Source organism: Lentzea sp. NPDC004789, assembly GCF_053601075.1.
Genome location: NZ_JBSGBE010000018.1, coordinates 160,604 through 186,172 on the forward strand (window position 1 = coordinate 160,604; position 25,569 = coordinate 186,172).

Annotated in this window: 23 protein-coding genes; 18 read left to right on the plus strand and 5 right to left on the minus strand. The window is 69.8% G+C overall.

All coding sequences use genetic code 11. The annotated features are described in order from the left end of the window. Positions 1-54 precede the first annotated feature (54 nt). From ACWEIJ_RS34110 to ACWEIJ_RS34135, 6 genes are all read left to right on the plus strand, one after another. A complete protein-coding gene (locus ACWEIJ_RS34110; RefSeq protein WP_449841348.1) occupies positions 55-6,189 on the plus strand; it encodes a PA14 domain-containing protein in 6,135 nt (2,044 codons plus the stop codon). Between the two features lie 79 nt (positions 6,190-6,268). Continuing rightward, positions 6,269-6,808, plus strand: a complete 540-nt coding sequence (locus tag ACWEIJ_RS34115; protein ID WP_449841349.1) for a hypothetical protein — start codon at positions 6,269-6,271, stop codon at positions 6,806-6,808. Then, positions 6,808-7,596: a phosphotransferase gene (locus ACWEIJ_RS34120; protein ID WP_449841350.1), complete on the plus strand. Its 789-nt coding sequence runs from the start codon at positions 6,808-6,810 to the stop codon at positions 7,594-7,596. Before ACWEIJ_RS34115 ends, ACWEIJ_RS34120 begins: the two co-directional genes overlap by 1 nt. Positions 7,597-7,655: 59 nt before the next feature. Next, a complete protein-coding gene (locus ACWEIJ_RS34125) occupies positions 7,656-9,167 on the plus strand; it encodes a beta-xylosidase (RefSeq protein ID WP_449841351.1) in 1,512 nt (503 codons plus the stop codon). Positions 9,168-9,208: 41 nt separating this feature from the next. Then, complete coding sequence (locus ACWEIJ_RS34130) at positions 9,209-10,525, plus strand: hypothetical protein (RefSeq protein ID WP_449841352.1); 1,317 nt, start codon at positions 9,209-9,211, stop codon at positions 10,523-10,525. A 46-nt stretch (positions 10,526-10,571) separates the two neighbouring features. Further along, the gene (locus tag ACWEIJ_RS34135) at positions 10,572-11,090 is read left to right on the plus strand and encodes a pyridoxamine 5'-phosphate oxidase family protein (RefSeq protein ID WP_449841353.1); all 519 of its coding nucleotides are present in this window, start codon (positions 10,572-10,574) and stop codon (positions 11,088-11,090) included. Here ACWEIJ_RS34135 and ACWEIJ_RS34140 read toward each other — a convergent pair. Both ACWEIJ_RS34140 and ACWEIJ_RS34145 read right to left on the minus strand, forming a co-directional pair. After that, on the minus strand, positions 11,083-11,865 hold the full coding sequence (locus ACWEIJ_RS34140) for an ergot alkaloid biosynthesis protein (protein ID WP_449841354.1): 783 nt from the start codon (positions 11,863-11,865) through the stop codon (positions 11,083-11,085). The two genes, ACWEIJ_RS34135 and ACWEIJ_RS34140, sit on opposite strands and share 8 nt — an antisense overlap. Next, the gene (locus tag ACWEIJ_RS34145; RefSeq protein ID WP_449841355.1) at positions 11,862-12,242 is read right to left on the minus strand and encodes a nuclear transport factor 2 family protein; all 381 of its coding nucleotides are present in this window, start codon (positions 12,240-12,242) and stop codon (positions 11,862-11,864) included. Before ACWEIJ_RS34145 ends, ACWEIJ_RS34140 begins: the two co-directional genes overlap by 4 nt. A 90-nt stretch (positions 12,243-12,332) precedes the next feature. Between ACWEIJ_RS34145 and ACWEIJ_RS34150 the strand changes: the two genes are divergently transcribed. After that, complete coding sequence (locus ACWEIJ_RS34150) at positions 12,333-12,920, plus strand: TetR/AcrR family transcriptional regulator (RefSeq protein WP_449841356.1); 588 nt, start codon at positions 12,333-12,335, stop codon at positions 12,918-12,920. Here the strand turns inward: ACWEIJ_RS34150 and ACWEIJ_RS34155 are convergent. Then, on the minus strand, positions 12,911-13,960 hold the full coding sequence (locus ACWEIJ_RS34155) for an alkene reductase (RefSeq protein ID WP_449841357.1): 1,050 nt from the start codon (positions 13,958-13,960) through the stop codon (positions 12,911-12,913). The genes ACWEIJ_RS34150 and ACWEIJ_RS34155 overlap by 10 nt on opposite strands. A 59-nt stretch (positions 13,961-14,019) precedes the next feature. Between ACWEIJ_RS34155 and ACWEIJ_RS34160 the strand changes: the two genes are divergently transcribed. Then, a complete protein-coding gene (locus ACWEIJ_RS34160; RefSeq protein WP_449841358.1) occupies positions 14,020-14,391 on the plus strand; it encodes a MerR family transcriptional regulator in 372 nt (123 codons plus the stop codon). Here ACWEIJ_RS34160 and ACWEIJ_RS34165 read toward each other — a convergent pair whose 3' ends face one another. Continuing rightward, the gene (locus ACWEIJ_RS34165) at positions 14,392-15,432 is read right to left on the minus strand and encodes an NAD(P)-dependent alcohol dehydrogenase (RefSeq protein ID WP_449841359.1); all 1,041 of its coding nucleotides are present in this window, start codon (positions 15,430-15,432) and stop codon (positions 14,392-14,394) included. Between the two features lie 146 nt (positions 15,433-15,578). Here ACWEIJ_RS34165 and ACWEIJ_RS34170 point away from each other — a divergent pair, with 146 nt between their 5' ends. Together ACWEIJ_RS34170 and ACWEIJ_RS34175 are read left to right on the plus strand one after the other, a co-directional pair. Continuing rightward, entirely contained in the window at positions 15,579-16,448 is an 870-nt protein-coding gene (locus ACWEIJ_RS34170; RefSeq protein WP_449841360.1) for a helix-turn-helix domain-containing protein, read from the plus strand. After that, the gene (locus ACWEIJ_RS34175; RefSeq protein WP_112265552.1) at positions 16,445-16,729 is read left to right on the plus strand and encodes a SelT/SelW/SelH family protein; all 285 of its coding nucleotides are present in this window, start codon (positions 16,445-16,447) and stop codon (positions 16,727-16,729) included. The genes ACWEIJ_RS34170 and ACWEIJ_RS34175 overlap by 4 nt, the downstream gene beginning before the upstream one ends. A 3-nt stretch (positions 16,730-16,732) precedes the next feature. On the opposite strand, the gene ACWEIJ_RS34180 is transcribed toward ACWEIJ_RS34175, so the two are convergent. After that, positions 16,733-17,512: an SDR family NAD(P)-dependent oxidoreductase gene (locus tag ACWEIJ_RS34180; RefSeq protein WP_449841361.1), complete on the minus strand. Its 780-nt coding sequence runs from the start codon at positions 17,510-17,512 to the stop codon at positions 16,733-16,735. Positions 17,513-17,597: 85 nt separating this feature from the next. On the opposite strand from ACWEIJ_RS34180, the gene ACWEIJ_RS34185 reads away from it, so the two are divergent. The 8 genes from ACWEIJ_RS34185 to upp all read left to right on the plus strand — a co-directional run bounded on the left by ACWEIJ_RS34185 (position 17,598) and on the right by upp (position 25,568). Next, positions 17,598-18,182, plus strand: coding sequence for a TetR/AcrR family transcriptional regulator (locus ACWEIJ_RS34185; RefSeq protein ID WP_449841362.1), 585 nt, complete (start codon positions 17,598-17,600; stop codon positions 18,180-18,182). Between the two features lie 66 nt (positions 18,183-18,248). After that, on the plus strand, positions 18,249-18,737 hold the full coding sequence (locus ACWEIJ_RS34190) for a hypothetical protein (RefSeq protein ID WP_449841363.1): 489 nt from the start codon (positions 18,249-18,251) through the stop codon (positions 18,735-18,737). Further along, positions 18,734-19,120, plus strand: a complete 387-nt coding sequence (locus ACWEIJ_RS34195) for an acyl-CoA thioesterase (protein ID WP_449841364.1) — start codon at positions 18,734-18,736, stop codon at positions 19,118-19,120. The genes ACWEIJ_RS34190 and ACWEIJ_RS34195 overlap by 4 nt, the downstream gene beginning before the upstream one ends. A gap of 94 nt (positions 19,121-19,214) precedes the next feature. After that, positions 19,215-23,081: an amino acid adenylation domain-containing protein gene (locus tag ACWEIJ_RS34200; protein ID WP_449841365.1), complete on the plus strand. Its 3,867-nt coding sequence runs from the start codon at positions 19,215-19,217 to the stop codon at positions 23,079-23,081. 22 nt (positions 23,082-23,103) lie between these two features. Further along, positions 23,104-23,319, plus strand: coding sequence for a hypothetical protein (locus ACWEIJ_RS34205; RefSeq protein WP_449841366.1), 216 nt, complete (start codon positions 23,104-23,106; stop codon positions 23,317-23,319). 7 nt (positions 23,320-23,326) lie between these two features. Next, the gene (locus tag ACWEIJ_RS34210; protein WP_449841367.1) at positions 23,327-24,247 is read left to right on the plus strand and encodes a pseudouridine-5'-phosphate glycosidase; all 921 of its coding nucleotides are present in this window, start codon (positions 23,327-23,329) and stop codon (positions 24,245-24,247) included. Next, positions 24,244-24,906, plus strand: a complete 663-nt coding sequence (locus tag ACWEIJ_RS34215) for an HAD family hydrolase (protein ID WP_449841368.1) — start codon at positions 24,244-24,246, stop codon at positions 24,904-24,906. Before ACWEIJ_RS34210 ends, ACWEIJ_RS34215 begins: the two co-directional genes overlap by 4 nt. After that, positions 24,903-25,568, plus strand: a complete 666-nt coding sequence (gene upp / locus ACWEIJ_RS34220) for a uracil phosphoribosyltransferase (protein WP_449841369.1) — start codon at positions 24,903-24,905, stop codon at positions 25,566-25,568. The genes ACWEIJ_RS34215 and upp overlap by 4 nt, the downstream gene beginning before the upstream one ends. Position 25,569 lies beyond the last annotated feature (1 nt).

Consider the following 25,569-nt stretch of genomic DNA (forward strand, 5'->3'; position numbering starts at 1 on the left):
CGGGAACTGGGGGCATCACACATGACGCGTCGTTCTGCGACGCGGCACTTCCGTGTGCTCAGAACACGGAGCATCGCCGCGTCACTAGTCGCCGCACTGGCGTTCTCGCTGGTGCACGTACCCGCGTTCGCCGCGCCGCCGCCCAAGGCGACGGCCGTCGACCCGACCTCGCTGCCCGTCCTCAAGGGCGCCGAGGTCGAGGCACCGGCCACCGCGCCGGCGAACCCTGGAGCGGACTTCGGCCCGCTCGCGAAGCGGGAGCACGGGTCGAGCTTCGATCCGGCCAGGTCCACCCTGGCCTCCAGGTCGATGTTCGCCGAGGAGTACGCGAACCCGGACGGCACGCGGAGCCTCCGGCAGTCCACGGAACCGTTGAACGTCAAGGACGCCCGCGGTGAGTGGCAGAAGATCGACCCGACGCTGACGGCCGACGTGCCCACGCGCAGGGTCAGGGCGAAGCAGCACCCGCTCAAGCCGTCGCTCGCCGCGACCGCGGACGACCCGGCGCTGGTGAACGTCGAGTTCGACGGCCACAAGGTCTCGCTCGCGCCGGAGCGCAAGGCCCGCAGCACCGCCAGGATCGCCGACGCGACGGCGGAGTACACCGACGTCGCCGCCGACACCGACCTGACCTACGAGGTCACGCCGGGGTCGGTCAAGGAGACCATCAAGCTCAAGAAGGTGCCGTCCACGAACAAGTGGCGGTTCGTCCTCAAGGCCGGCGGCCTCACCCCGACCGTGACGGAGCAGGGCACGGTCGAGCTGAGGGACGGCCAGGGCACCCCGAAGATCGTGATGCCGCCGATCGTCACGTGGGACTCGGCCGGCAGCGGTGACACCGCGCCGCCGGCGCAGACCGGTGGCACCTACACCGTCGAGAAGTCCGGAAAGGACTGGACGCTCACGGTCGCCGTCGACGACGCGTGGCTGAAGGACCCGAAGCGGGTCTACCCGGTCAGCGTCGACCCGACCTTCACCTTCGGCGTCGCGTACGCGGAGTCGTACAAGTCCGACGGCTACGAGTGCACCAACTGCGGCGTCCAGATCGGCAACGCGCTGGACCGCGGCGACAAGTACTGGCGGAGCTCGATCCGCTTCAACTACGAGTCGTTGTACGGCAAGCGCATCGTGGGCGCGAAGCTCGACGTCCAGAACCAGCGTTCGCCGCTGAGCCCGGACAAGACCTGGCCCGCGCACCTCTACCACGCCTCCGCGCTGGACTTCAACGGTCTGGGCGGGTACCTGGCGACCGGCAACGTCGGCCAGGTCGGCACGCTCACCGGCGACAGCCTGGTGAGCTTCCTGCAGCACATCGCGGACATCAAGCACATGGCGACGTTCATGGTCGTCGGCCACGAAGCCCCGAACGTCTGGACCTACAAGAACGCCACCGCGACGCTCACCGTGGACACGGGTTCCGCGCCGCCGGCCCCGACCCTGGTCGGCCCGGCGGACCACAGCGTCATCACCAACACCACGCCGACCCTCGCGGTCAACCGGGTCAGCGATCCGGACGGCGACCCGGTGAAGTACTGCTTCACGGTCGCGACCGGCGCGGACGCCAAGTCCGGCGTCGTGGTCGACTCCGGCTGCCTCGACAGTCCTTCGTGGACGGTGCCGCCGGGCGTCCTGCAGGACGGTGTGGCGTACACCTGGCAGGCCAAGGCGTTCAGCGGTGCGACGTCGATGATCCCGAGCGCGGTGTTCCACCTCAAGGTCGACCAGCGCATCGGCGACCGCGGCCCGGCTCCGGTCGACACGCTCGGCCCGATCTCGGTGAACCTGGCCAACGGCAACGTGACCACGTCGGTCGAGTCGCCGACGTTCACCACGGTCGGCGGCACGGCGGGCCTGAACATGACGTACAACTCGCAGCAGCAGGAGCAGAAGGGCCTGCGCGCGTCGTACTACCCGGACCTGTCGCGCAACGGTGAGATCGGCGCCCAGCAGCAGCCGGTCCTGGTGCGCACGGAGCCGCAGGTCAACGTCGACTGGGGCGACACCTCGCCGTTCGCGCCGGCGTTGGAGAAGGACTGGTTCGTGGCGCGCTGGGAGGGCTACTTCCAGGCTCCCGCCACCGGCAAGTACCAGTTCGCCGGCGTGCACGACGACCGCCTGCGGGTGTGGGTCAACGGCAACTCCGTCTACGACCAGGGGTGCTGCAGCGACGTCAACTGGGGCGTGGCGACCGAGGTCCAGCTGACCGCGGGCCAGCGCGTCCCGATCAAGGTCGAGCTCGCCGAGGTCGGCGGACCGGCGTACCTGCGCCTGTTCACCCGCACGTCGGACGGCACCACCGTGCCGTCGCAGATCATCCCCGCCGACTGGCTGCACTCCTCGGACCTACCCGCACTGCCCAAGGGCTGGACGCTGAGCGCCGACCTCGACGGCAGCGGCACGAGCTACACCGAGGCCAAGGTCACCGACCAGAACATCGTCCTGACCGACGGCAGCGGTGCGAAGCACACGTGGACCAAGAAGTCCGCCGGTGGCTACACCCCGCCCAACGGCGAGGAAGGCGTCATCGCGCTCGACACGGCGGGCCGGGTCACGCTGACCTACGGCACCGACGTGTACGTGTTCAGCTCGGAGGGCAAGCTGGAGTCGCAGTCCACCGCGACCGACACCCGCAAACCCGCCGCGTTGCAGAACATCTACGACGGATCTCCCTCGCGGCTGAAGGAGATCAGGGATCCGGTCTCCGGGCGTTCGCACCGGCTGTACTACAACCGCCCCGGCGACGACTGCTACGCGGGCGCAACTCCCCCACCGGACGCGGAACGCCTGCCGCCGTCGCAGATGCTCTGCCGCATCGTCTACTGGGACGGCAGCCAGACCAAGCTGTACTACCACCGCGGGAACCTCGTGGCGGTGGAGGACCCGGGCAAGGAGCTGACGCAGTTCAGCTTCACGTCCAACGGCCTGCTCGACGGGCTGCGCGACAGCCGTGCCGCCGACTGGGTCTCGCGGGACCCGGCGAACCGCGAGAACGACCGCGCCAACTACATCGTCCACTACGTCGACCACACGGCGACGAAGCCGGTCGCCCGCCAGGTGTACCAGCCGAAGACGTCGGCCGACGTCGAGCGCACCCGGCACGGCTACCGCTACGACCCGGCCAACCGGACGTCCTATGTGGACGCCGACGGGCTGAACCCGGCCACGGGGTTCGTCACGAAGGTCGTCTACGACGAGGCCTTCCGGTTGCTGTCCAGCACGGACGCCACCGGCAAGACGGCGTCGTCGACGTGGAGCGTGAAGGACCAGGAGCTGACCACCACGGACGGCGCGGGCCGCGTGTCGACCACGGTGTACGACGCGCAGGACCGGCCGACCGACAAGTACGGCCCGGCTCCCGCGTCGTGCTTCAACGGCCAGCTGCCCAAGCCGGAGTGCGCGGCGACGGTGCCGCACACGAGGACGAACTACGACGAGGGCATCAACGGCCTCGCCGTGTCCTTCTACGACAACAAGAACCTGGTCGGCGCGCCGAAGGTGTACCGGACCGGGCTGGCCGCGGACGGCTCGTTCGCGGCCAACTGGGGCGAGAGCGCGCCGGTCACCGGCATCCCCGCGGACAACTACTCCCTCCGCGCGACCGGTGAGATCGTCTTCCCCGAGGCGGGCAACTACAAGCTCCGCGTCGTGGCCGACGACGGCGTCCGGGTCTGGGTCGACGACGCGAACGTGATCGACGACTGGATCGACACGGGCGCGAAGTGGCGTGAGGCGACGGTCAACAGCCCGTCGGCGGGCGCTGTGAAGAAGATCCGGGTCGAGTACTACGACCTGGCCAGCCTGGCGCAGCTCGAACTGCACTGGACCACCCCCGGTGGCACCCAGCAGGTCGTGCCGGCGGCGAACCTGAGGCCGAAGTACGGCCTGACCACCTCCACGGTCGGCGCCGAGTCGAACGGGGTGCCCGACTCCGTCACGACGACGAAGTACACCGAGAACGGCCTGGACGCCGCCTACGGGCTCGCGACCAGCACGGTGACGGCCGGCTTCACCCACCGCACCGGCTACGAGGCGGTGGGCACCGGTTACCTGCGCAAGACGGGCAAGACCATGCCCAACGGCGCGCAGTCGAGCTACTCCTTCTACGGCGACACCGAGACGCGGGACAACCCCTGCACCCCGGAGGTCGAGGCGATCAACCAGGGCGGTCTCGCGAAGCAGACCAAGCTGGCGTCCGGCCGCGTCGACGAGCAGGTGTACGACGCGTCGGGCCGGGTCGTCGCGGAGGGCACGGCCGGCAGGTGGAAGTGCACCACCTACGACGAGCGCGACCGCGTCGTGTCGGTCAAGTACCCGGCGAACTCCTCGTCGGGCGAGCGGACCGTCACCACGAACCACGCCGTCGACGGTGACCCGCTGGTGTCGTCGGCGACCGACCACAACGGCACGGTCACCACGAAGGTCGACCTGCTCGGCCGGGTCGTCGAGCACACCGACCTGCACGGCGTGCGCACCGAGACGAAGTACGACCAGATCGGTCGTTCGGTGTCCGAGACGGTCACCCCGCCGCTCGACGCGGCGCAGACCAGCACGTTCGCCTACGACGACGCGGGCAGGCTGAAGTCCACGTCGCTCAACGGTTCGGTGCTCGCCACCACGACGCACAACGCGGCCGGCGAGATCGCCTCGGTGTCGTACGCCAACGGCACGTCGCTGTCGGCGGTCGGCAGGGACGCCGCGGGCAGGGAGACGTCCCTCACCTGGCGGACGGCCTCGGGCGCGGAGGTGACGTCGACGGTGGCCCGCAGCCGTGCGGGCACGATCGTCGACGAGACCCTCGGCGGCGTGGACGCCCGCCCTGGCCAGCCGAACTACGTCTACGACGCGGCGGGCCGGTTGACCGAGGCGTGGGTGCACGGCCACCACTACACCTACGACTTCACCTCGGGCGCGCCCGCGGGTTGTCCGTCCGGTGCGGTGGGCAACGCGGGCCTGAACACCAACCGCGTCAGGCTGGTCGACGAGACCGCGTCGGGCAGGGCCGAGACCGGCTACTGCTACGACGCGTCGGACAAGCTCCTCGGCACCGCGGGCGCCTCGGCGGTCACGAACGTCAAGTACGACGACGAGGGCAACACCCTGGAGTTCACCTCCAGCGGGTCGACCACCCACCTCTCGTGGGACGGCGCGGGCCGCAACATCGGTGCCCGCTCGGTCGGGACGGACCCGGCGGACGTCGCGTACCAGCGCGACGCCACCGACCGGATCGTCCGCCGCGGTGCGTCGCTGGGCGACCAGCACTCGGTGCTGCTCTACGGCTACACCGGTTCCGGTGACACCGCCGACTTCGTGATGGACGCGACGAAGAAGGTCCTGTCGCGGTCGATCTCGCTGCCCGGCGGGGTGCTGCTGACCATCAAGGGCGACGTGCGCACGCACGACCACCCGACCGTCCGCGGCGACCTGACGCTCACCACGGACGCGGCGGGCAACCAGGTCGGCGACCTGCGGCGCTACACGCCGTTCGGCGAGCCGTTGAAGTCCGACGGCACGGTCGACCCGGACAACGTGCCGGACAACCAGCCCGGCCAGATGGACAACGGCTGGCTCGGACAGCACCAGCGCCCGTACGAGCACGCCGGCGCGCTGTCGCTCGTGCAGATGGGCGCCCGCCCGTACAGCCCGCTGCTCGGCCGCTTCCTCTCCATCGACCCGGTGGACGGCGGGTCCGCCAACGACTACGACTACGTCAACGGCGACCCGATCAACGACACCGACCTCGACGGCCGGTGGCCGGACTGGGGCAAGGCCTGGAACGCGACGAAGAACTTCGCGAAGAAGGCCCTCGACAACAAGTACGTGCGCGGCGTCGTGACCGGTGTCGCGGTCAGCCTGGTCTGCGTCGGAACCGCGGGAATCGGGTGTGCGGTCGGCGTCGGCTTCGCGGTAGGCGCAGCTCTCGGCGCGGCGAACTGGTACGTCAACCGCCGCAGCGAGAACGTGTGGGCTCACACCCTGCGAGGAGGCATCTCGGGGGCGCTCACCGGCCTGCGCGGATTCGCGGTCGCCAAGTACGCCCAGAAGAAGTGGCCCGTGGCGCGCGGCCACAAGGGCGGCTTCCTCAAGAATTACAAGAACGCTCGCACCAAATTCACTCCCGGAATGTTCTGGGCGCTGAAGCAACGCGCGAAGTTCAACAGGCAGAACCAGTTCAAGGCTCGTTACCGGTAGAGCTGCCGGCTCGAACGGTTGAGTAGGGTGGGGCCGGTGGCACGTCTACCGGCCCCCCTTTCCACGGCATGGGAGAACGTTGCACGAGATCCGGCGCAGTGCGCTCATCAACTACTTCGCGGCCGTGGTGCTGGCAGCAGGCGCCGCGATCGTCCCCGCTGCGCAGCTGGTGCGGCTGCCCACCTGGATTCCCGCCTGGGCGGTGATCCTCGTGGTCGGGCTGCCGCTGATGGAGATGATCTGGCGATCCGGGCTGAGACCGCGGCTGGTGTGGAACGACGGCGGAATCGCCGTGGTCCGGCCGTTCACGATCTCGGTGTACCGCTGGAGCGGGATCGCGAGGTTCGAAGAGGAGTTCAACCGGATTCACATCGTTTTCGCCGATGACGGTGAAGAGGAGTGGGAATTCGACCAGGCATGGCTGTGGTCGAAGATCTCCAAGAGATACGCCGCCCGCAGAGGACGCAACCAGGCCGCGTTGACCGAAGCGCTGGAGGTGGGACGTGCGCGCGGGGAGCTGGTGCGCCCACCTTCGGAGGTTCCGCGCCGGCCGGTGACGCTCTACCTGATCATGGTGCCGGCCGTGGTGTTCGGTCAGTGGCTGGTAACCACGGTGTGATGGAACTCGACGAGCTGCTCAGGACCCCCGGCGCCGAACTGGCGCGCGGAATGTTCAACGACGCCGTGGTGGTGCCGGGCGAGTGGGTCGCCCGCTTCCCCCGCGCCGACCTGCCCGACGCACGCCGACGCGCGCGGGCGCTCGTGCGGATCGGGCGGCTCGGCCTGCCCTTCACCGTGCCGGAGGTGGTCGAGGACCGGCTGGACCTGCCGCTGGGACGGGCCCACGTCGTGATCTCGTACCTGCCCGGCGAACCGGCGGACACCGCGAGCGACGAGGCGGTGCGCGAGGTCCTCGACGCGCTCGCCGCGGTCGAGCTCGATCCGGAGCTCGTCGCTCTGCTCGACGAACCGCTGTACCACGCGGGTGGCCGGGAAACGGCCGAGACGATCACCGAGCTCGTCTTCCCGCTGCTCACCGACGACGAACGCGACCAGGCTTCCGGGGTGCTGCGGCGTTACGCGGAGCTACCCGCGGTGACGGGTTTCGTGCACGGTGACCTCGCCCCGGTGAACCTGCGCTGGCAGCACGGGAGGATCAGCGGGATCATCGACTGGGACTTCGCCTGCGCGGGTGATCCCGCGCTCGACGCGGCCGCGTTCGCGAACTACGGCTGGCCGCTGGTCCGCCGCATCCGGCCCGAGCTGTACGAACGCGCCCGCACGCACGCCGCGATGTTCCCCCTGACCGGCGCGGTCTCGGCGATCCGCCAGGACGGCGACCCGGCGAAGTTCCTCGCCTGGTTCCGCCGCAGGTGCGCGGTCCGCGAACACCCGCCCGCCAGTTGAAACGGACCGGGCAACGCGGACTTCACCCGTGCGGAGGACTTGATCACTATGATGGGTGAGTGCCCCTGAGTCGCCGACCTCCCGCGCTGCTTGCTGCGCTCGCACTCCTCGGCACGGTCACGGCCTGCACCAACGCGGCCGCCGGCGACCCGGTCGGCGCCCCGCCCGACCAGCGTCCGCCCACGTCGGACAGCGCTCCGCCGCCACCGCCGCGGGCCGATCCCAGGATCGACCTCAAGCTCGCGGTGAGCAACGGCAGGCAGAGCCCCGGCTCGGTCGTCGCAGGTGGCGAGGACGCCGTCTACAACTACGCACCCGCCGTGATGGTCGAGGGCGGCAAGGTCCGCGCCTGGTGGTGCAGCCAGGTGGGCAGCGCCAAGCCGGACGGCGACGACATCCTCTACAGCGAGGGCCCCGGCCCGGACGGCCCGTTCAGCGCGGCGCGCGCCGTGTTGTCCGGCAGCGGCACCAGCTTCGACGCGATGCACACGTGCGACCCGTCGCTGATCAAGATCGGCGACACCTACTACATGTATTACACGGGCGCGTCGCGCGACAACCACGCGAACGGCAGCTCGGTCGGGGTCGCGTCCAGCAAGGACGGCCTGAACTGGACGCGGGAGAACGGCGATCAGTCGATCATCGCTCCGGCCGGTGACACGATCCGGCAGAACACCTACGGTGCGGGCCAGCAGTCGGCGATCTACCTCGACGGCTGGGTGTACCTGATGTTCACCGACACCACCGGCCTCGCTTCGCACCAGAACGGCGCAGGTCAGTACGTGTTGCGCTCGCGCGACCCGCTGTTCGGCAAGGACGTCGAGGCGCTGGGGGCGCAGGGCTTCAAGCCCGTGCCGTCGGCCAACCAGCCCCGCACCCGGTCCGTGGTCGAGGCGTTCAGCGCGGACTGGATGTGGATCGAGTCGGCGTCCGCGTTCGCCATCGCCCACTCCACCGACGACGGCACCACCGTCACGTTCTGGAACAAGGACTTCACCCGCCACCCGTTCGAGCCGGTGGTGATCCCCGGTGCCTGGAAGGAAGGCCCTGGCCTGGTCAGGACGCCGGAGGGCCACGCGCCGGTCAACTCGACGGACCCGTGCGGCCGGGTGTCCCTCGACGTGCTGCGCGCGACCGGGGTGAGCGGCTCGGGGGCGCCCACGAACATCGGGCACTTCGGTCTCGACGCGACCGGGCTCAAGGGGTGCGCCACCCTCGACGAGGCACGGGTGCTGGAGGGCTTCGCGCTGCCCTCCCCCGAACGCACGGCGGACGTGGTGGTGGGCGGCAAGCTCGTGCGGTTCGAACGGCGCTCGGTGGCCGAGAAGTTCGCCCGCGGTGTGCTCGGCGCCCGCCCGAAGGTCGCCGACTCGCTGCCGGTCGCGGTCAGGGTCCCCGCAGGGGCACCCGCCGTCATCGCCCCGGACGGCGTCGTCGGGCTGGTGCTCGACAACAAGCTGTGGGTGGTCGGATCGGCCGCGGTGGCGACGCTCAACTCGTCGGCCGTCCAGCCGGTGTCGGCCGAGGAGTGGGCGCGCTACCAGCGGCTGCCGGATCTCGCGCTGCGCTGACCGGTACGTTCTCCCCAGGCCGAAATGGACATGGGGGACCGATGACGGCGACGATCGAGCGACCGAGGGCTCTCGCGGACAGCGTGATCCCGCTGCCCGCCGACCCTCCGCACGAACGGGCGTGGCTGGGCCTCGCCGGCGCGTTCCTGGCCTCGGTGGCGTTCCTGCTGCTCATCCCGGCCGGCTGGGCCCGGCTGGACCACCTGTGGGCGGAGGACGGCGCCAGGTTCATGGTGGACGCGGTGCGGTCACCGGCGCTGTCGAACCTGATCGAGCCGTACGGCGGCTACCTGCACACGTTGCCGCGCCTGGTCGCCCAGGTGGTGGCGGTGCTGCCGATCGAGTGGACCGCCGCCGGGTTCGCCGTCGCCGCGGCGGTGCTGCGGGCGCTGGTCGCGCTGGTCGCGTTCGCGGGCTCGAAGGCGTACCTCAGGTCGACGCCGCTGCGGTTCGCGCTGGCCGCGCTCGTGATCGTGCTGCCGGCGGGCAACTCCGAGACGTTGAACAACATGTCGAACCTGCACTGGTTCCTGCTCTACGGCGCCTTCTGGGCGTTGTTGTGGCGCAACGCCCCGCGCGTGCCGGTCGCGGTGTTCGTGTTCCTGGCCGCGGTGTCGAGCCCGCTGGTGTTCGTCCTGGCACCGATCGCGCTGGTGCGGCTCTTGCTGCCGCGCAAGGAGGTGCCGATCGCGTTCCTCGCCGGTCTGGCGGTCCAGGCCGCGGCGATGGTGTTCGCGACCAGGACGCCGTACTCGCACGACGAGGTCGACCCGGTGCAGGTGCTGCTGGCGAGCCTGCTGCGGGTGCCGGTGGTGGCGTTCACGGGGTCCGAGCGGGTCAGCGAGTTCTACCCGGCGCACGGCAACCTGGTGATCGTGCTGGCGCTGCTGGCCGCGGCCGTGCCGATGGCGGCGGGACTGCGGTTCGGCGACCGCGCGGGACGGGCGCTGGTGCTGGTCGCGGCCGCGTACAGCGTGATCGTCATCGTCGCGTGCCTGGTGCTGAACTGGTCGCAGGCCCTGCAGGTGCAGGCACCCGGCGTCGTGATGGCCGGGCAGCGCTACAGCATCGCGCCGTGCCTGTTCCTGTTCACCGCGATCTTCGTGGGACTCGCCGCGACACCGGCCGCGACCTGGGCACGCGCGGTGGTCGGTGGCAGTCGCTGGCTCGTCGGGATCCTCGTGGTCGTCAGCATCTTCTCGCACCTGCAGGCACCCGAGACCGTGCTGAAGGGCGTTCCGTGGGACGAGAGCCTCGCGCAAGCCCGTGCGGAGTGTGCCGCGGGCGCCCAGGAGGTACGGCTGGAGCACGAGCCGAAGGGCTGGTTCTTCGTCGTGCCGTGCCGCGCGACGGGCTGATTCGGCGGGGCTGTCGAAAACGCGTGCGCTCGTTCGACGCAGGAGCATGACGAACTCAACGACGAAGACCCGCAACCTCGACCAGTACGGCAACGCCGCCCTGCCGTGGACGCAGGCGCGCGACCTGCTCGCCACCGAGTCCGCCACCTCGGACGTGCCGTTCTTCCTGAACACCGTGCGACCGGACGGGCGGCCGCACTCGGTGGGCATCGGTGCCGTCTGGTTCGAGGACACCCTGTACTTCGTGAGCGGGCCGGGCACCCGCAAGTCGCGCAACCTCGCGGAGAACCCCGCCTGCACGGTGTCCGTGCGGCTCACCGGCCTCGACCTCGTGCTGGAGGGCGACGCGCACCGCGTCACCGACGAGTCCACTTTGGACCGGGTGGCGGCGAGGTACCGCGAGTCCGGGTGGCCGGCCGAACGCGAGGGCCAGACGTTCACCGCGCCCTTCACCGCGCCGAGCGGTGGCCCGCCGCCCTGGTACGTCTACCGGATCTCGCTGCGGTCCGCCCACGCCGTGGCGACCGCGGCACCGGGTGGGGCCACGCGCTGGACGTTCAGCTGAGGAACTCGCGCAACGACCGGGCCGGCCTGCCCGTCACGTCCTGCACGGTCGTGGTGACCCGGTCTTCCGCACCACCCCGGATGTCCTCGTCGAGCTGGGCCAGCAGCACGGCGAACTCCCGCGGCAGGTGCCCGGCCAGCAGCTCGGTCATCTCCGCGGTGCTGACCGAGCGGTGCCGCACGGGCCTCCCCGTGACCTCCGTGATGATCGCGGCGGCGTCGGCGTAGCTGAGCGCCTCCGGTCCGGTGAGCACGTGATCCGCGTTGTGCGGCACCGGGTCCAGCAGTGCCCGTGCGGCCACGGCGGCGATGTCGGCGGCGTCGACGAACGCGACCCTGCCCGCACCGGTGGCGGTGACGATCTCGCCGGCGCGCACACCGGCCGCGACGGGGTGGTCGCCGGTGAAGTTCTGCATGAACCACGACGGCCGCAGCACGGCCCACTCCGGCATCGCCCGCACCAGCGCCGGGAGAGCGCCCATCCCCGTGGCGCTCTCCCGGACCGCGGACGAGCTCAGCAGCACCACTCGCCGCACGAGCCGCGCCCGAGCGAGGAAAGACTCGACCACCGGGGCCGGCTCGGCAACTCCGATCGGCGGGATGAGGTACACGCGGTCGACGCCGTCCAGCGCGGCCTCGAACGTCGCCGGGACGTCCCAGTCGAACCGGACGTGGTTGGCGCGCACCGGTTTCCTGGTGCCGAGGCGGGCGCCGGGCAGCAGCGGGGCGAGCAGGCGGCCGGTCGTGCCGGTGCCGCCGATGACGAGCGCGGTCACGACAGCTCCCGCACGTAGAGCGGGTTCCAGTAGTCGCGGTACGAGACGATCTCGCCGTCGCGGGTCGTGATCACCGCGATGTAGGAGAACCGGTACGGCCTCCCCGTCGGCACCACGGTCCCCTCCGCGTCGAACTCGACCACGACGACGTCCGGGTCGGTCGACTGATGCACGACCTGCCGCGGAAAGCCCTGGATGTCGAGCGTCTTCGGGTAGTCGCGCAGGTAGTCCGCGATCGCGGCGCGGCCCTCCAGCCGCGCCGGGTAGCCGGGCGGGGCGAACGGGAACTCCATCACGCCGTCGACGGCCCACAGGCCCGCGAACCCGGCCATGTCCTTGTCCAACAGCAGTTGCAACGCCCGTGCGACGAGTGTCATGACTCCTCCAAGAAATGGACGATACGGTACCGTCCCGTCCACCACGTTAGGCGGGACGGGACCGTCTCGTCCAGTCCTATGATGTGCGTCATGACCAAGCGCACCCCGACCGGCGCCGCCGTGCTGCAGCCCCAGGTCACCCAGGCGATCACCGAGGCCGTGCTCGACGAGCTCGCCGAGCACGGGTACGGCCGGCTGTCGATGGAAGCCGTCGCCAAACGCGCCGAGGTCGGCAAGAGCGCGCTGTACCGGCGCTGGCCGTCCAAACAGGACATGGTGGTCGCGGCGCTGTCGGAGTTCTCCGTGCCACTGGCCGAAGTTCCGGACACCGGATCGCTGCGGGGCGACCTGCTGGCGACCGTCACGGCGGTGCACGACTGGCTGACCCACCCGCGGTTCGCGACGATCCTGCCGGACCTCACGGCCGAGGCGGTCCGCAGTCCGGCACTGGCCGAGGCGATCGCGGCCACGATCGGCGAACCGCGCCGCGCACTGGGCGCCGTGACGCTGCAGCGGGCGGTCGAACGTGGTGAGCTGCCAAAGGACTTCGACGTCGAGATCGCGCTCGACCTGGTCGCCGCGCCCGTCTACTGGCGGCTGTCCGTGCGCCGGGCCGCCGTCGAGCCCGACTACCTCGAACGGCTCGTCGACCACCTCATGCGCGCGCTTCAGTGCTGATAGCTGGGGTAGTCGACGTACCCGGCCTCGGTCTGGAACCACGTCTCCCGGCCGGCGTCCACGAGCGGCAGCCCGAGCCGGAACCGTTCGACCAGGTCTGGGTTGCCGAGGTAGGCACGGCCGTAGCTGATCAGGTCGGCGCCGTTGGCGAGCCAGCGCTCCCCCTGCTCGCGCGTGCCCTCGTGCGGGCCGATCTGGCCGCCGGGGTTGAGGATGAACGCGGTCGGCCACGCCTTGCGCAACCCCATCAGCACCTCGTCGTCCGCGGTCGCGAGCACGTGGACGTAAGCCATGTCCGGCAACGCTTTCAGCAGCTCACCGTAGAGCGAAGGCACGTCCTCCTCGACGATGTCCTGGACCTGGCCACCGGGTGAGAGCCGGATGCCGACGCGGTCGGAGCCGATGGCTTCCACCGCCGCCTCGGCCGCCTCGACGGCGAACCGGATGCGGCCGGTGATCGAGCCGCCGTACACGTCTTCACGCTGGTTCGCGTTGGAGGACAGGAACTGCTGGATCAGGTACCCGTTGGCGCCGTGCAGCTCGACCCCGTCGAACCCGGCCTCGACCGCGCAGCGGGCCGCGTCACCGAACGCCCGCGCCTGCTCCCCGGCCTCGGTGGAGGACAGCGCGCGAGGCACCGGCGCGGGCACCACGCCGGCCGCGGTGAAGACCTCGCTCCTGGCCGCGATCGCCGACGGGCCGACGGGGTGGTGGCCGGCGACCTCGGGGTGGCCGATGCGGCCGCCGTGCATGAGCTGGGCGAAGATCCGGCCGCCGTTGGCGTGCACGGCGTCCGTGACGACGCGCCAGGCCTCGACCTGCTCCGCGGTGTGGACGCCGGGCATGAACGGACCGGCCTGGCCGACCGCGTTGGGGTGCACGCCTTCGGTGACGATCAACCCGGCCGTGGCGCGTTGGGCGTAGTAGGTGGCCGTCGCTGCGGTCGGCTTGCCGTCCACGGCTCGTGCGCGTGTCATCGGCGCCATCACGAGACGGTTCGGCAGGGTCAGGTTTCCGAGTCGGTAGCTGGTGAGGAGCATGAGGACTACGCTAGAAACCTGACGCTGACGTCAGAGATAGCTTTTGTGGCGGAGGTCTCATGCGCATCGGCGAGTTGGCGACGAAGACGGGCGTGAGCGTGCGCGCGTTGCGCTACTACGAGGAGCAGGGGCTTCTCGCGTCCGAACGCAGTGAGGGCGGGCAACGGCACTACGGCGACAAGGCCGTCGACCGGGTGCGGACGATCCAGCAGCTCTACGCCGCCGGCATCTCCAGCGCGTCGATCCTGGAGATGCTGCCGTGCCTCGCCACCGGGGTGGCGTCACCGGAGGTGCTGGCGAAACTGCGGGAGCACCGGTCGTCGGTGATCCGGCAGATCGACGAGCTGCAGGAGACGCTCCTGCAGCTCGACTCGGTGATCGCCGGGGCGGTCAAGGCCCACGCGTCCGGGATGCCGTGCGCGCCCGGCTGATCAGATGGTCGCGGTGTCGATCACGAACCGGTACCGCACGTCGCTCGACTGCACCCGGTCGTAGGCGACGTTGATCTGGTCGGCGCCGATCAGCTCGATCTCCGCGCCCAGGCCGTGCTCGGCGCAGAAGTCCAGCATCTCCTGGGTCTCCGCGATGCCGCCGATCATCGAGCCGGCGATCGTCTTGCGGCCGCCGAGCAGCCCGAACAGGTTCACCGAGACCGGCTCCTCCGGCGCGCCGACGTTGACCAGCGCGCCCTCGGTCCTCAGCAGCCCGAGGTAGGCGCTGAAGTCGAGCGGCGCGGACACCGTGGACACGATCACGTCGAACTTGCCCGCCAGCTCGGAGAACGTCGCCGGGTCGTTGGTGGCGCGGTAGTCGTGGGCGCCGAGCGCGAGACCGTCGTCCTTCTTGCGCAACGACTGCGACAGCACGGTCACCTCGGCGCCGAGCGCACGGGCGATCTTGACGCCCATGTGGCCGAGCCCGCCGAGGCCGACGATCGCGACCTTCTTGCCGGGGCCGACGTTCCAGTGCTTCAACGGCGAGTACAGCGTGATGCCCGCGCACAGCAACGGCGCCGCCACGTCCAGCGGGAGCGAGTCCGGGATCCGCACGACGTAGTTCTCGTCCACCACGATCTGCTTCGAGTAGCCGCCGTAGGTGACCTCGCCGTCGCGGCCGATGCCGTTGTAGGTCATCGTGCTGCCGTTCGCGCAGTACTGCTCAAGGCCGCGCAGGCAGTAGTCGCACTCGCGGCAGGAGTCGACCATGCAGCCGACCCCGACGTGCTCGCCGACGGCGAACCTGGTGACCTCGGCGCCGACCTCGACGACCACACCGGCGATCTCGTGTCCGGGCACCATCGGGAAGATCCCCTGGCCCCAGCCCTCGTTGACCTGGTGGATGTCGGAGTGGCAGATGCCCGCGTACTTGATGTCGATCAGAACGTCGTGCGCGCCGACCGCGCGACGCTCGATGGTGGTGCGCTCCAGCGGTGCCTTGGGTGCGGGAGCGGCGTAGGCAGCGACGGTGCTCATCTGGTTCTCTCCTCGGTTTCGTCGTGTCACCGAGAACAGTGCCGGGACCGCGGGCACCCACCCAGACACCTGGTTTTCGTACGACTGCCGTGCCTACCACTGGCAGTAGCAGGCACGTCGTGGCCGGTCCGGGGATACTCGGGACCATGACCGATCCGCGCACCGAGCTGAGCGAGTTCCTGCGCAGCCGTCGAGCGCGGCTGTCCCCCGACGACCTCGGCCTGCCCCGTTACGGCAGGACCCGCCGCGTACCCGGCCTGCGCCGCGAGGAGCTGGCGCAGCTCGCGGGCGTCTCCGTCGCCTACTACACGCGTCTTGAGCAGGGCAACGCGCGCAACGTGTCCGCGGAGGTGCTCGACTCGATCGCGCGCGCGTTGCAGCTCAACGACGCCGAACACACCTACCTGCGCAACCTCACGCACTGCCCGACCAGCGGCAAGAAGAAGACGGTGCGCTCGCAGGTGCGGCCGGCGTTGACCCACCTGCTCGACGGCATCTCCGTGCCCGCGTACATCGGCGGACGACGTTCGGACGTCCTCGCGTGGAACTCGATGGCCGCGGCGTTGTTCGGCGACTGGGGCGCGCTGGAACCGCGCGACCGGAACTGGGCGAGGTTCATCTTCCTGCGCCCGGAGTACCGGGCCCTCTTCGTCAACTGGGAGAGCAAGGCCGCCGACGTCGTCGGGTTCCTGCGGATGGACGCGGGCTGCTTCCCGAACGACCCGGAGCTGGCCTCGTTGATCGGCGAGCTGTCGGTGAAGAGCGAGCTGTTCCGGCAGCTGTGGGCCAAGCACGACGTCAAGGAGAAGAGCTTCGGCACCAAGGTGCTGCGGCACCCGCTCGTGGGTGAGATGACGCTGTCGTACGAGACGCTGAAGATGCCCAGCGAGCCGGACCTGTTCCTGAGCACGTACCACGCCGAGCCCGGCAGCCCGTCGGCCGAGGCGCTGCAGCTGCTCGCGAACTGGGGCACCGACGCGACCCGTGCCGGGACCTCTGCTACTACTCAGGCATGAGAACGCCGCGGCTGGAGATCGAGTACTGCACCCAGTGCCGGTGGTTGCTGCGAGCCGGCTGGACCGCGCAGGAGCTGCTGACCACGTTCACGACCGAGCTGGGCGAGGTCGCGCTGATCCCCGGCACCGGTGGCGTGTTCGACGTGCGGCTGGACGGCGAGACCGTGTGGTCGCGCAAGGAGCAGGACGGCTTCCCCGACCTCGCCGTGCTCAAGCAGCTGGTGCGCGACCGGGTGGCGCCGGAACGTTCGTTGGGCCACACCGACCGCAAACACTCGTAGCGCTCATCGTCCCGTCATGGCGCCCATGGCCCGCACCGCCTGACGCCTGCTCGCCAGCCGGGACACGGCGACCATCGTCCGGTTCGCCCTGCCGACGGCGATGCTCGGCGGCGGGTTGCGCCGGTCCAGCGTGCGCAACGCCGTCCGGACCACGAGCTCCGGAGTGTGCAGCCGCGCTCCCCCGGCGGCCTGCGGTCCCGCGACGTCGAAGAACTCGGTGCTGGTCGCGCCGGGCGAGAGGGCGAGCACCCGCAGGCCGGTGCGGCGGTGCTCCTGCCACAACGCCTCGGTGAAGCTCAGCACGAACGCCTTGGCCGCGCCGTAGACGGCCATCCGCGGAACGGGCTGGTACGCGGCCATGCTCGCGACGTTGACCAGCACCCCGCGCCCGGACGCCACCAGCTCGTCGAGGAACGTCCTCGTCAGCTCCACCACGGCCGAGACGTCGAGCGCGATCTCGGTGCGCAGCGTCTCCGCGTCTTCCGTCGCGAACGGCCCGAACGTGCCGAAACCCGCGTTGTTGATCAGCCCGGTGAGCTTGAGGCCGCGACGGCGCAGCTGCGCGGCGAGCCCGGCGACGGCTCCCGGTTCGGTGAGGTCGCACGGCAGCACCGTCACGTCGACACCCGCCAGCTCGGCCCCGAGCGCTTCGAGCCGTTCCGTCCGGCGAGCTACTAGGACCAGGTCAGCGCCTCTTCCGGCGAGCTCCCTGGCGAACTGGGCACCGATGCCCGCACTGGCGCCGGTGATCAGGATGCGTGCGCCCCGGTAGTCGATTGTCACTTCGGTCCTCCTTGGCATCGAGTGCCAAGTTAGCATCAAGTGTCCGCGAGACGCCAAGGGTCGAGGTGGCACTAAGGTGGAGGACGTGTCAGATCGCCTGTGGGACCGCACCCGCCGCCGCGTCCAGGAGGAGGTCGTGGACGCCGCGCTCGCGTTGTTCCTCGAACACGGCTTCGAGGAGACGACCGTCGACCAGGTGGTGGCCGCGGCCGGGATCTCGCGCCGCTCCTTCTTCCGCTACTTCGGCACGAAGGAGGACATCGTCTTCGGCGACCTGGCCGAGCAGGGCCCGGTGATCCTGGAGGCGTTGCGCGCACGCCCGGACGACGAGCCGATCTGGGACGCGCTGCGGCACGCGTTCGGGGTGCTCAGCACGCTGGTGAACCCGGAACGCGGTGCCGCGATCGGGCGCCTGGTCACGTCGAGCCCGGCGCTGCGGGCCGCGCACCTCGAGAAACACCTGCGCTGGCAACAGGTTCTGGCACCGGAGGTGGAACGGCGCGTCGGCACCGGTGACGCGCCACCCGGCCTGGTCGGCGAGGCGATCGTGGCCACCGCGCTGGCGTGCCTCGACGCGGCCACCACCGCCTGGCTCGACCAGGGCGGCGACGATCTCGCCGAACTGGCGCGGCTGACCGGCATAGCGCTCGCCGCCGTCCGAAGTGGATGATCGCCGCTGAACCGAACTGGGTGAACCGGCACCGTTGATCACCCTTCGGCTCGTATGGTGAAGGCCGTGCATCCGAATCAGGGTTGGCCACCGCAGCCGCCTCCACCGAACTGGGCGCCGCGGCCGAGTGTCGCGCCCGCGTACTTCGCCGGCGCGCTGTGGTTGCTGGTGTCCGTGCTGTGCTTCGTCCTGGCGGGACTGAACTCCGAGGACGGCAAGGGCGTCCGGCAGACCCCGGAGGCCGCCGTCGCGTTGCTCGGACTGGCGTTCGGGCGCGGCGTCGTCGGCAACGGGGACGCGGCCATCGTCGCCACCTACATCGCGGGTGGTGTGGTGCTGCTGTTCACCGCGCTGTTGCTCGCCCGCCTCGGGTTCGCGCGCTGGCTGCTCGCCGGGCTCGGGTTCCTCGTGTCGATCTACTACGTCTTCGCGGTGATCCGGCTGACGATCAACCACGGCGGCACGTTCATCATCATGCCGGGCGTGGCGTTGATGCTGTGGCTGGCCGCGTCGATGGTCTCGGTGATCCCGCCGGTCGGGCAGGCGATGCGGTGACCTACACGTTCACGCCTCGGTACCACGAGATCGACGGCCAGGGCGTCATGTTCTACATGTGGTACCTGGGACACGTGGCCGAGGCGGTCGACGCCTTCTTCGCCGACCGCGGTCTGCCGCACCGCGACTGGCCGGGCCTGGGTTTCGACATCCACGCCGTGCACCTGGATCTGGACTTCGACGCGGGCATCCGGCCGCGGGACGCCGTCGAGGTGCTGATCAGCACCTCGCGGATCGGCGGCAAGAGCTTCACGCTCGGCTTCGCGTTCCGGCGCGACGGCGAGATGGTGTGCAGCGGTGGCGTCGTCTACGCCACCGTCTCCACCGAGGGCCACGGCACCATCGAGCTGCCGCGGGTTCTGGTCGAAGTGCTGCGAGGCTGACCGGTCCGCAAGCGGTTGTGCTCCAGCGGGTTTCGAGGCGACGAACGTACGTTCTTCAACCAAATGCCCGCCGACCGCTTGGGGGACCTCTGAGATGTCGCACGAAGCTGCAGTGGACGGCGGCTGCCTCCCGGACCTGTTGCGCAAGCAGGTCGAGGAGCACCCCGACCGCACGGCCGTCGTCTTCGGCGAGGAGACCATCACCTACGGCGAACTCTTCGAGCAGAGTTCGGCACTGGCCACGCACCTGCGGAGACTCGGCGTCACCGCGGACGACTGCGTCGGCATGTTCGTGGAACCGTCACTCGACCTCGTGGCCGGCGCGTGGGGAATCCTCTGCAGCGGCGGCGCTTACCTGCCGCTGAGCCCGGAGTACCCGGAGGAGCGGCTCCGGTACATGATCGAGGACTCGCGCACCGAGGTGGTGGTGACGCAGCCCGCGCTCAAGGCCCGGCTGCTCGAACTGGTGCCGAGCGGCGTCCGGGTCGTCACGCTGGACGACTGCGACGAGGCGTTCGACGACGGCTTCTCGCCCGCGCACGACAGCCTCGCCTACATCATCTACACCTCGGGCAGCACCGGCCGTCCCAAGGGCGTGATGATCGAGCACCGCAGCATCGTGAACCAGATGCTGTGGCTGCACGACGCGCACGCCATCGACGGCACGAAGCGCGTGGTGCAGAAGACGCCGATGAGCTTCGACGCGGCGCAGTGGGAGATCCTGGCACCCGCGGTCGGCAGCACCGTGGTGATGGGCCGTCCCGGCATCTACCGCGACCCGGAGATGCTCATCGAGACCATGCGCGAGCACGGCGTCACGACGTTGCAGTGCGTGCCGACGCTGCTGCAGGCGTTGATCGACACCGAGGAGTTCCACACGGTCACGTCGCTGCGGCACGTGTTCAGCGGTGGCGAGGCGTTGTCCCGCACGCTGGCCCAGAGCTTCGTCGCGACGATGCCGGGTGTCGGGCTCATCAACCTCTACGGGCCAACGGAAACGACGATCAACTCGTCGTCCTTCGCGGTCGATCCCGCGCAGCTCGGCGAGGCACCGAAGTCGATCTCGATCGGCAGCCCGGTCGCGAACACGACCTACCTGGTGCTGAACGAGAACGGGGAACCGGTGATCCCCGGCGAGATCGGTGAGCTCCACATCGGCGGCATCCAGGTCGCCCGCGGCTACCTGCACCAGCCGGAGCTGACCGCGGAACGGTTCGTGGACGGCATGTTCCGCACCGGCGACCTCGTCACGCAGAACGCCGACGGCAGCGTGCAGTTCGCCGGTCGCGCGGACAGCCAGGTCAAGTTGCGCGGGTACCGGGTCGAGCTGGACGAGATCCGGCTCGCCATCGAGACGCACGACTGGGTGCGCAACGCCGCGGTGATCGTGAAGCCCGACCCGCGGACGGGGTTTCAGAACCTGATCGCGTGCGTCGAGCTGAACCCCAAGGAAGCCGCCCTGATGGACCAGGGCAACGGGGGCGCACACCACCAGTCGAAGGCGAGCCGCCTGCAGGTCCGCGCACAGCTGTCCAACCCCGGCGTGCGCGACGACCTCGGCGGCCGCGAGACGTTCGCGCTGCCCGGCGAGGAAGCCTCGTGCCTGCAGCGGAAAGTCGTGTTCTCGCGCAAGTCGTACCGGTTCTACGAGGGCGGTCAGGTCACCGACGACGACCTGGCCAGGCTGCTGGAGCGCAAGCCGATCGGTGCCGGGTCGAAGGACCCGAAGACCGTCCGGTTCGCCGAGCTCGGCGAGATCCTGCGCTACTTCGGCGCGCACTTCAGCGACCAGCGGCTGCTGCCGAAGTACGGGTACGCCTCACCGGGTTCGCTCTACGCGACGCAGCTGCACCTCGAACTGCACCACATCGCGGGCCTGCCGGCCGGGCTGTACTACTACCACCCGTTGCGCCACCAGCTGGTGCTGATCAGGTCCCTGCCCGAAGGCGTTGAGGCACAGGCGAAACTGCACTTCATCGGCCGCCGGTCCGCGATCGAGTCCGTGTACCTCAACAACGTCCAGGAGGTGCTGGAGATCGAGACCGGCCACATGGTCGGGCTCTTCGAGGAGGTCCTGCCCGGCTACGGCCTCGACGTCCGGGCGGCCGGGTACACACCGGCCACCAAGGAACTGCTCGACGTCGCGGACGAGGACTACTACCTCGGCACGTTCGAGCTGTGCGCGTACGACGGGGTGCGCGAGGACGACGTCGACGTCTACGTCCAGACGCATCCGGGCAAGGTCGCGAACCTGCCAGGCGGCCAGTACCGCTACCGCGACGGCGAGTTCGAGCGGGTGTCCGACGAGCTGGTGCTGCGCAGGCACGTCATCGCCATCAACCAGGCCGTGTACGAGCGGGCGAGCTTCGGCGTCACCGCGATCAGCCGTTCGCCGCAGGCCTGGCGGCAGTACGTCGACCTCGGCCGCACCATGCACCGGTTGTCCGCCAACGACGTCGACCTCGGCTTCATGTCGTCGGGCTACAGCTCCAAGTCCGACAACGACCTGCCGTCCGCCAAGCGCATCAACGGCATCCTCGCGGACATCGGCGAGGAGGCCGGACCGTCGTACTTCTTCCTGGGCGGCAAGGTGTCGTACGAACAGCGCCGCAGCCCCGGCATGAAGGAGGACGTCGTCCACATGAAGGGTCCCGCGGAGCTGATCCGCGACGACCTGGTCAACTTCCTGCCGGACTACATGATCCCGAACAAGGTCGTGGTGCTGGACAAGCTGCCCGTCACGGCCAACGGCAAGATCGACGTCAAGGCGCTCGAAGCCTCCGGCAAGACCGATGTGGACGATCAGGACCGGCCGTTCGTCGCGCCGCGCACCACCACCGAGCGCCGCATCAGCGAGATGTGGAAGAAGCTGATGAAGCGCGAGACCGTGTCGACGCACGACGACTTCTTCGAGACCGGCGGCAACTCGTTGATCGCCGTCGGGCTGGTCAACCGGATCAACAAGGACTTCGGCACCGGCCTGCCGCTGCAGGTGGTCTTCGAGTCGCCGACGATCGAGCAGCTCGCGCGCCGGGTCGACGGTGTCCACGAAGGACCGATCTCGCGGCTGGTTCCGCTGCAGCCGGGCGGTGGCGGTGCTCCGGTGTTCTGCTGGCCGGGCCTGGGCGGGTACCCGATGAACCTGCGGACGCTCGCCGGCCGGTCGGAGCGGCCGTTCTACGGCGTGCAGGCGCACGGCATCAACGAAGGCGAGACGCCGTACCGGACGATCCGCGAGATGGCCGCCGCGGACATCGAGGCGATCAGGGAGGTCCAGCCGGAGGGCCCGTACACCCTGTGGGGCTACAGCTTCGGCGCGCGGGTCGCGTTCGAGACGGCCTACCAGCTCGAACAGAGCGGTCACGAGGTCGCGAACCTGTTCCTGATCGCGCCGGGCTCTCCCAAGGTGCGGGCGGACCGGGTCAGCGACGAGGCGTCGTACGACAACAAGGCGTTCGTGACGATCCTGTTCTCGGTGTTCGCGGGCAGCATCACCGACCCTCGGCTGACGAGGTGCCTGGAGGTCGCGACCGACGAGGACAGCTTCGCCGCGTTCGTCAGCGGCGAGTTCCGCGACCTCGACAGCGAGCTCGTGCGGCGGATCATCCGGATCGTCACCGAGACGTTCTCCTTCAAGTACACCTTCAGCGAGCTGGCCGAGCGCACGATCACCGCGCCGCTCACGATCTTCAAGGCCCACGGCGACGACTACTCGTTCATCGAGGGCAGCGAAGGCTTCTCGGTCACCGAACCGGTCGTGGTCGAACTGCGGGCCGACCACTACAGCCTGCTGCACGAGCCCGACGTCGACGAGCTGCTGGCGTCCATGCGGCAGCAGCGCGAGGTCGAGAACACAGTTGCCCGGCACGTGCCCGTGACGCTCACCGACGCGCAGATGTCCGAGCTGATCGCGGCCGTCACCAAGGCCGTCGTGCTCGCCATCGCCGGCGGGCAGCCGTGAGGAGGAGGACACCTTGCCGCACGTGAACATCAAGCACTTCCCCGTCCCGCTCGACGCGGAACGCTCGTCCGAGCTGGTCGCGGCGATCACCGACGCGGTCACGAAGGCGTTCGGCTGCGACGAGGGCGTCGTCTCGATCGCCCTGGAGCCGGTCGACCAGCAGGCGTGGCAGGAGCAGGTCTACGCGCCGGAGATCCTGGCCCGCAAGGACCTGCTGCACAAGACCCCGAGCTACTGAGGCGCAGATGAACATTCCGCTGGTGTACAGCGAGGAAGTGGCGGAGGCGATCACGGCCGGGCAACCGGTCGTGGCGCTGGAGTCCAACGTCATCACGCACGGCCTGGACTACCCGGAGAACGCCGAGACCGCCCGCCGGGTCGAGGACGCGGTCCGCGCGAGCGGCTCGGTTCCCGCCACGATCGGCATCGACAACGGCCGGATCCTGGTCGGCCTGACAGAGCACGACGTCGAGCGGTTCGCCGCCACGCCGGGCATCCCGAAGGTCAGCAGCCGGGACCTGCCGGTCGTGCTGGCGCGCGGCGGACTGGGTGCCACGACCGTCGCGTCGTCGGTGATCGCGGCCGAGCTGGCCGGGCTGAAGTTCTTCTCCTCCGCCGGAATCGGCGGCGTGCACCGCGGCGCCGAACGCACGATGGACATCTCGTCGGACCTCGTCCAGTTCACCAGGTCCAAGGTCGCGGTGGTGTGCGCGGGCGCGAAGAACATCCTCGACCTCGGGCTCACGATGGAGTTCCTGGAGACGCACTGCGTCCCGGTCGTGGCCTACCGGTCCGACGACTTCCCGGCGTTCTACTGCGTTTCCAGCGGTCTGCGCAGCCCGCACCGCGTCGACGACCCGTTGGAGCTGGCCCGCGCGATCGAGTACCACTGGGCGCTCGGCAACCCCGGCTCGTTCCTGGTCACCACGCCCACCAGGGCCGCCGACGCGATCGACGGCACCGAGGTGGAGTCGGTGATCGCGGAGGCGATCGCGCGGGCCGAGCGCGAGGGCGTGTCAGGGCAAGCCATCACGAAGTACCTCATGCGTGCCGTCGACCGCGCGACCGAGGGCCGTTCCGCGAAGGCGAACACGGCGGTGCTGGTCAGCACGGCCGAGGTCGCGGGCGAGCTCGCGGCCGCACACGCGAAGGAGTTCGGCCGATGAACCGGTGCGTGATCTTCGACCTGGACGGCACGCTCGTCGACACCCCGCGCGGGATCGTCACGACGTTCGCCGCGGTGTTCGCCCAGCTCGATCTGCCCACAGTGGACTCGTCGTCGATCCGCGCCACCATCGGGCTCCCGCTGCCCGCCGCGTTCGCGAAGGTGCTCGGGACCGCGCAGGACGAGCCCGTCGTCGCCAGGTGCGTCGAGCTGTACCAGCCGACGTTCCGCAGGATCGTGCTGCCGGTGGCGACGCAGCTGGTGTTCCCCGGCGTGTTCGACGGGCTGCGGACGTTGCGGGAGGACGGTTTCCTGCTCGCCGTCGCCACCAGCAAGTTCATCGTGAACGCCGAGGCGTTGCTGGTCGCGGCCGGTCTGCGCGAGGAGTTCTCCGTGGTCGTCGGGGCCGACCAGGTCGCGAAGCCCAAGCCGGACCCGGAGTCCGGATTCGTAGTGCTGCAACGTCTCGGCGTGTCCCCGGCGAACGCGATCATGGTCGGTGACACGACGCACGACGTGTTGATGGCGCACGGCGCAGGGATGTCGTCGATCGGCGTCACCTACGGCGTGCACAGCGTCGACCAGCTGCTCACCGCCGGCCCCACCTGGCTCGTCGACTCGTTCGCCGGAGTCGTGGCCACCGTCAGGGAGTGCTCGTGACCTCGATCGACGCGTACCTGGAGAAGACCGTCCACCTGTTGCCGCAGACCGATCAGCTGCGCGCGTTGCACACGATCGTCCGCGACCGGGACTGCCCGCGCGACGACTTCGTCTTCTACAGCGAGCGGATCATCCGGCTGCTGGTGGAAGCGGGACTGGGCCTGCTGCCGTTCGAGCCGCACGACGTCACCACCCCGGCCGGCGCGACCTACCGCGGGCTCCGGTTCGCCGAGAAGGTCGTCGGTGTCCCGGTCATCCGCGCGGGCGAGAGCATGGAGTCCGGGCTGCGCGCGGTGTGCCGGGGCGTGCGGATCGGCAAGATCCTCATCCAGCGGGACAAGGTGACCAAGCTCCCGCGGCTCTACTACTCGAACCTGCCGGACGACGTCGCGTCCCGGCACGTGCTGCTGCTCGACCCGATGCTCGCCACCGGCGGCACCGCCAACGCCGCGATTCAAGTCCTGCTCGACCGGGGTGTGGCAGAGGAGAACATCGTCCTCATCACCCTGATCACGGTGGCGGAGGGCATCACGGCGGTGTGCGAGCGGTACCCGCGGGTGCGGATCGTGACGTCGTCGATCGAGGAACGCCTGAACGACAACGCCTACATGCTGCCCGGCATCGGCGACTTCGGAGATCGGTTCTTCGGCACCGACAGGTAGG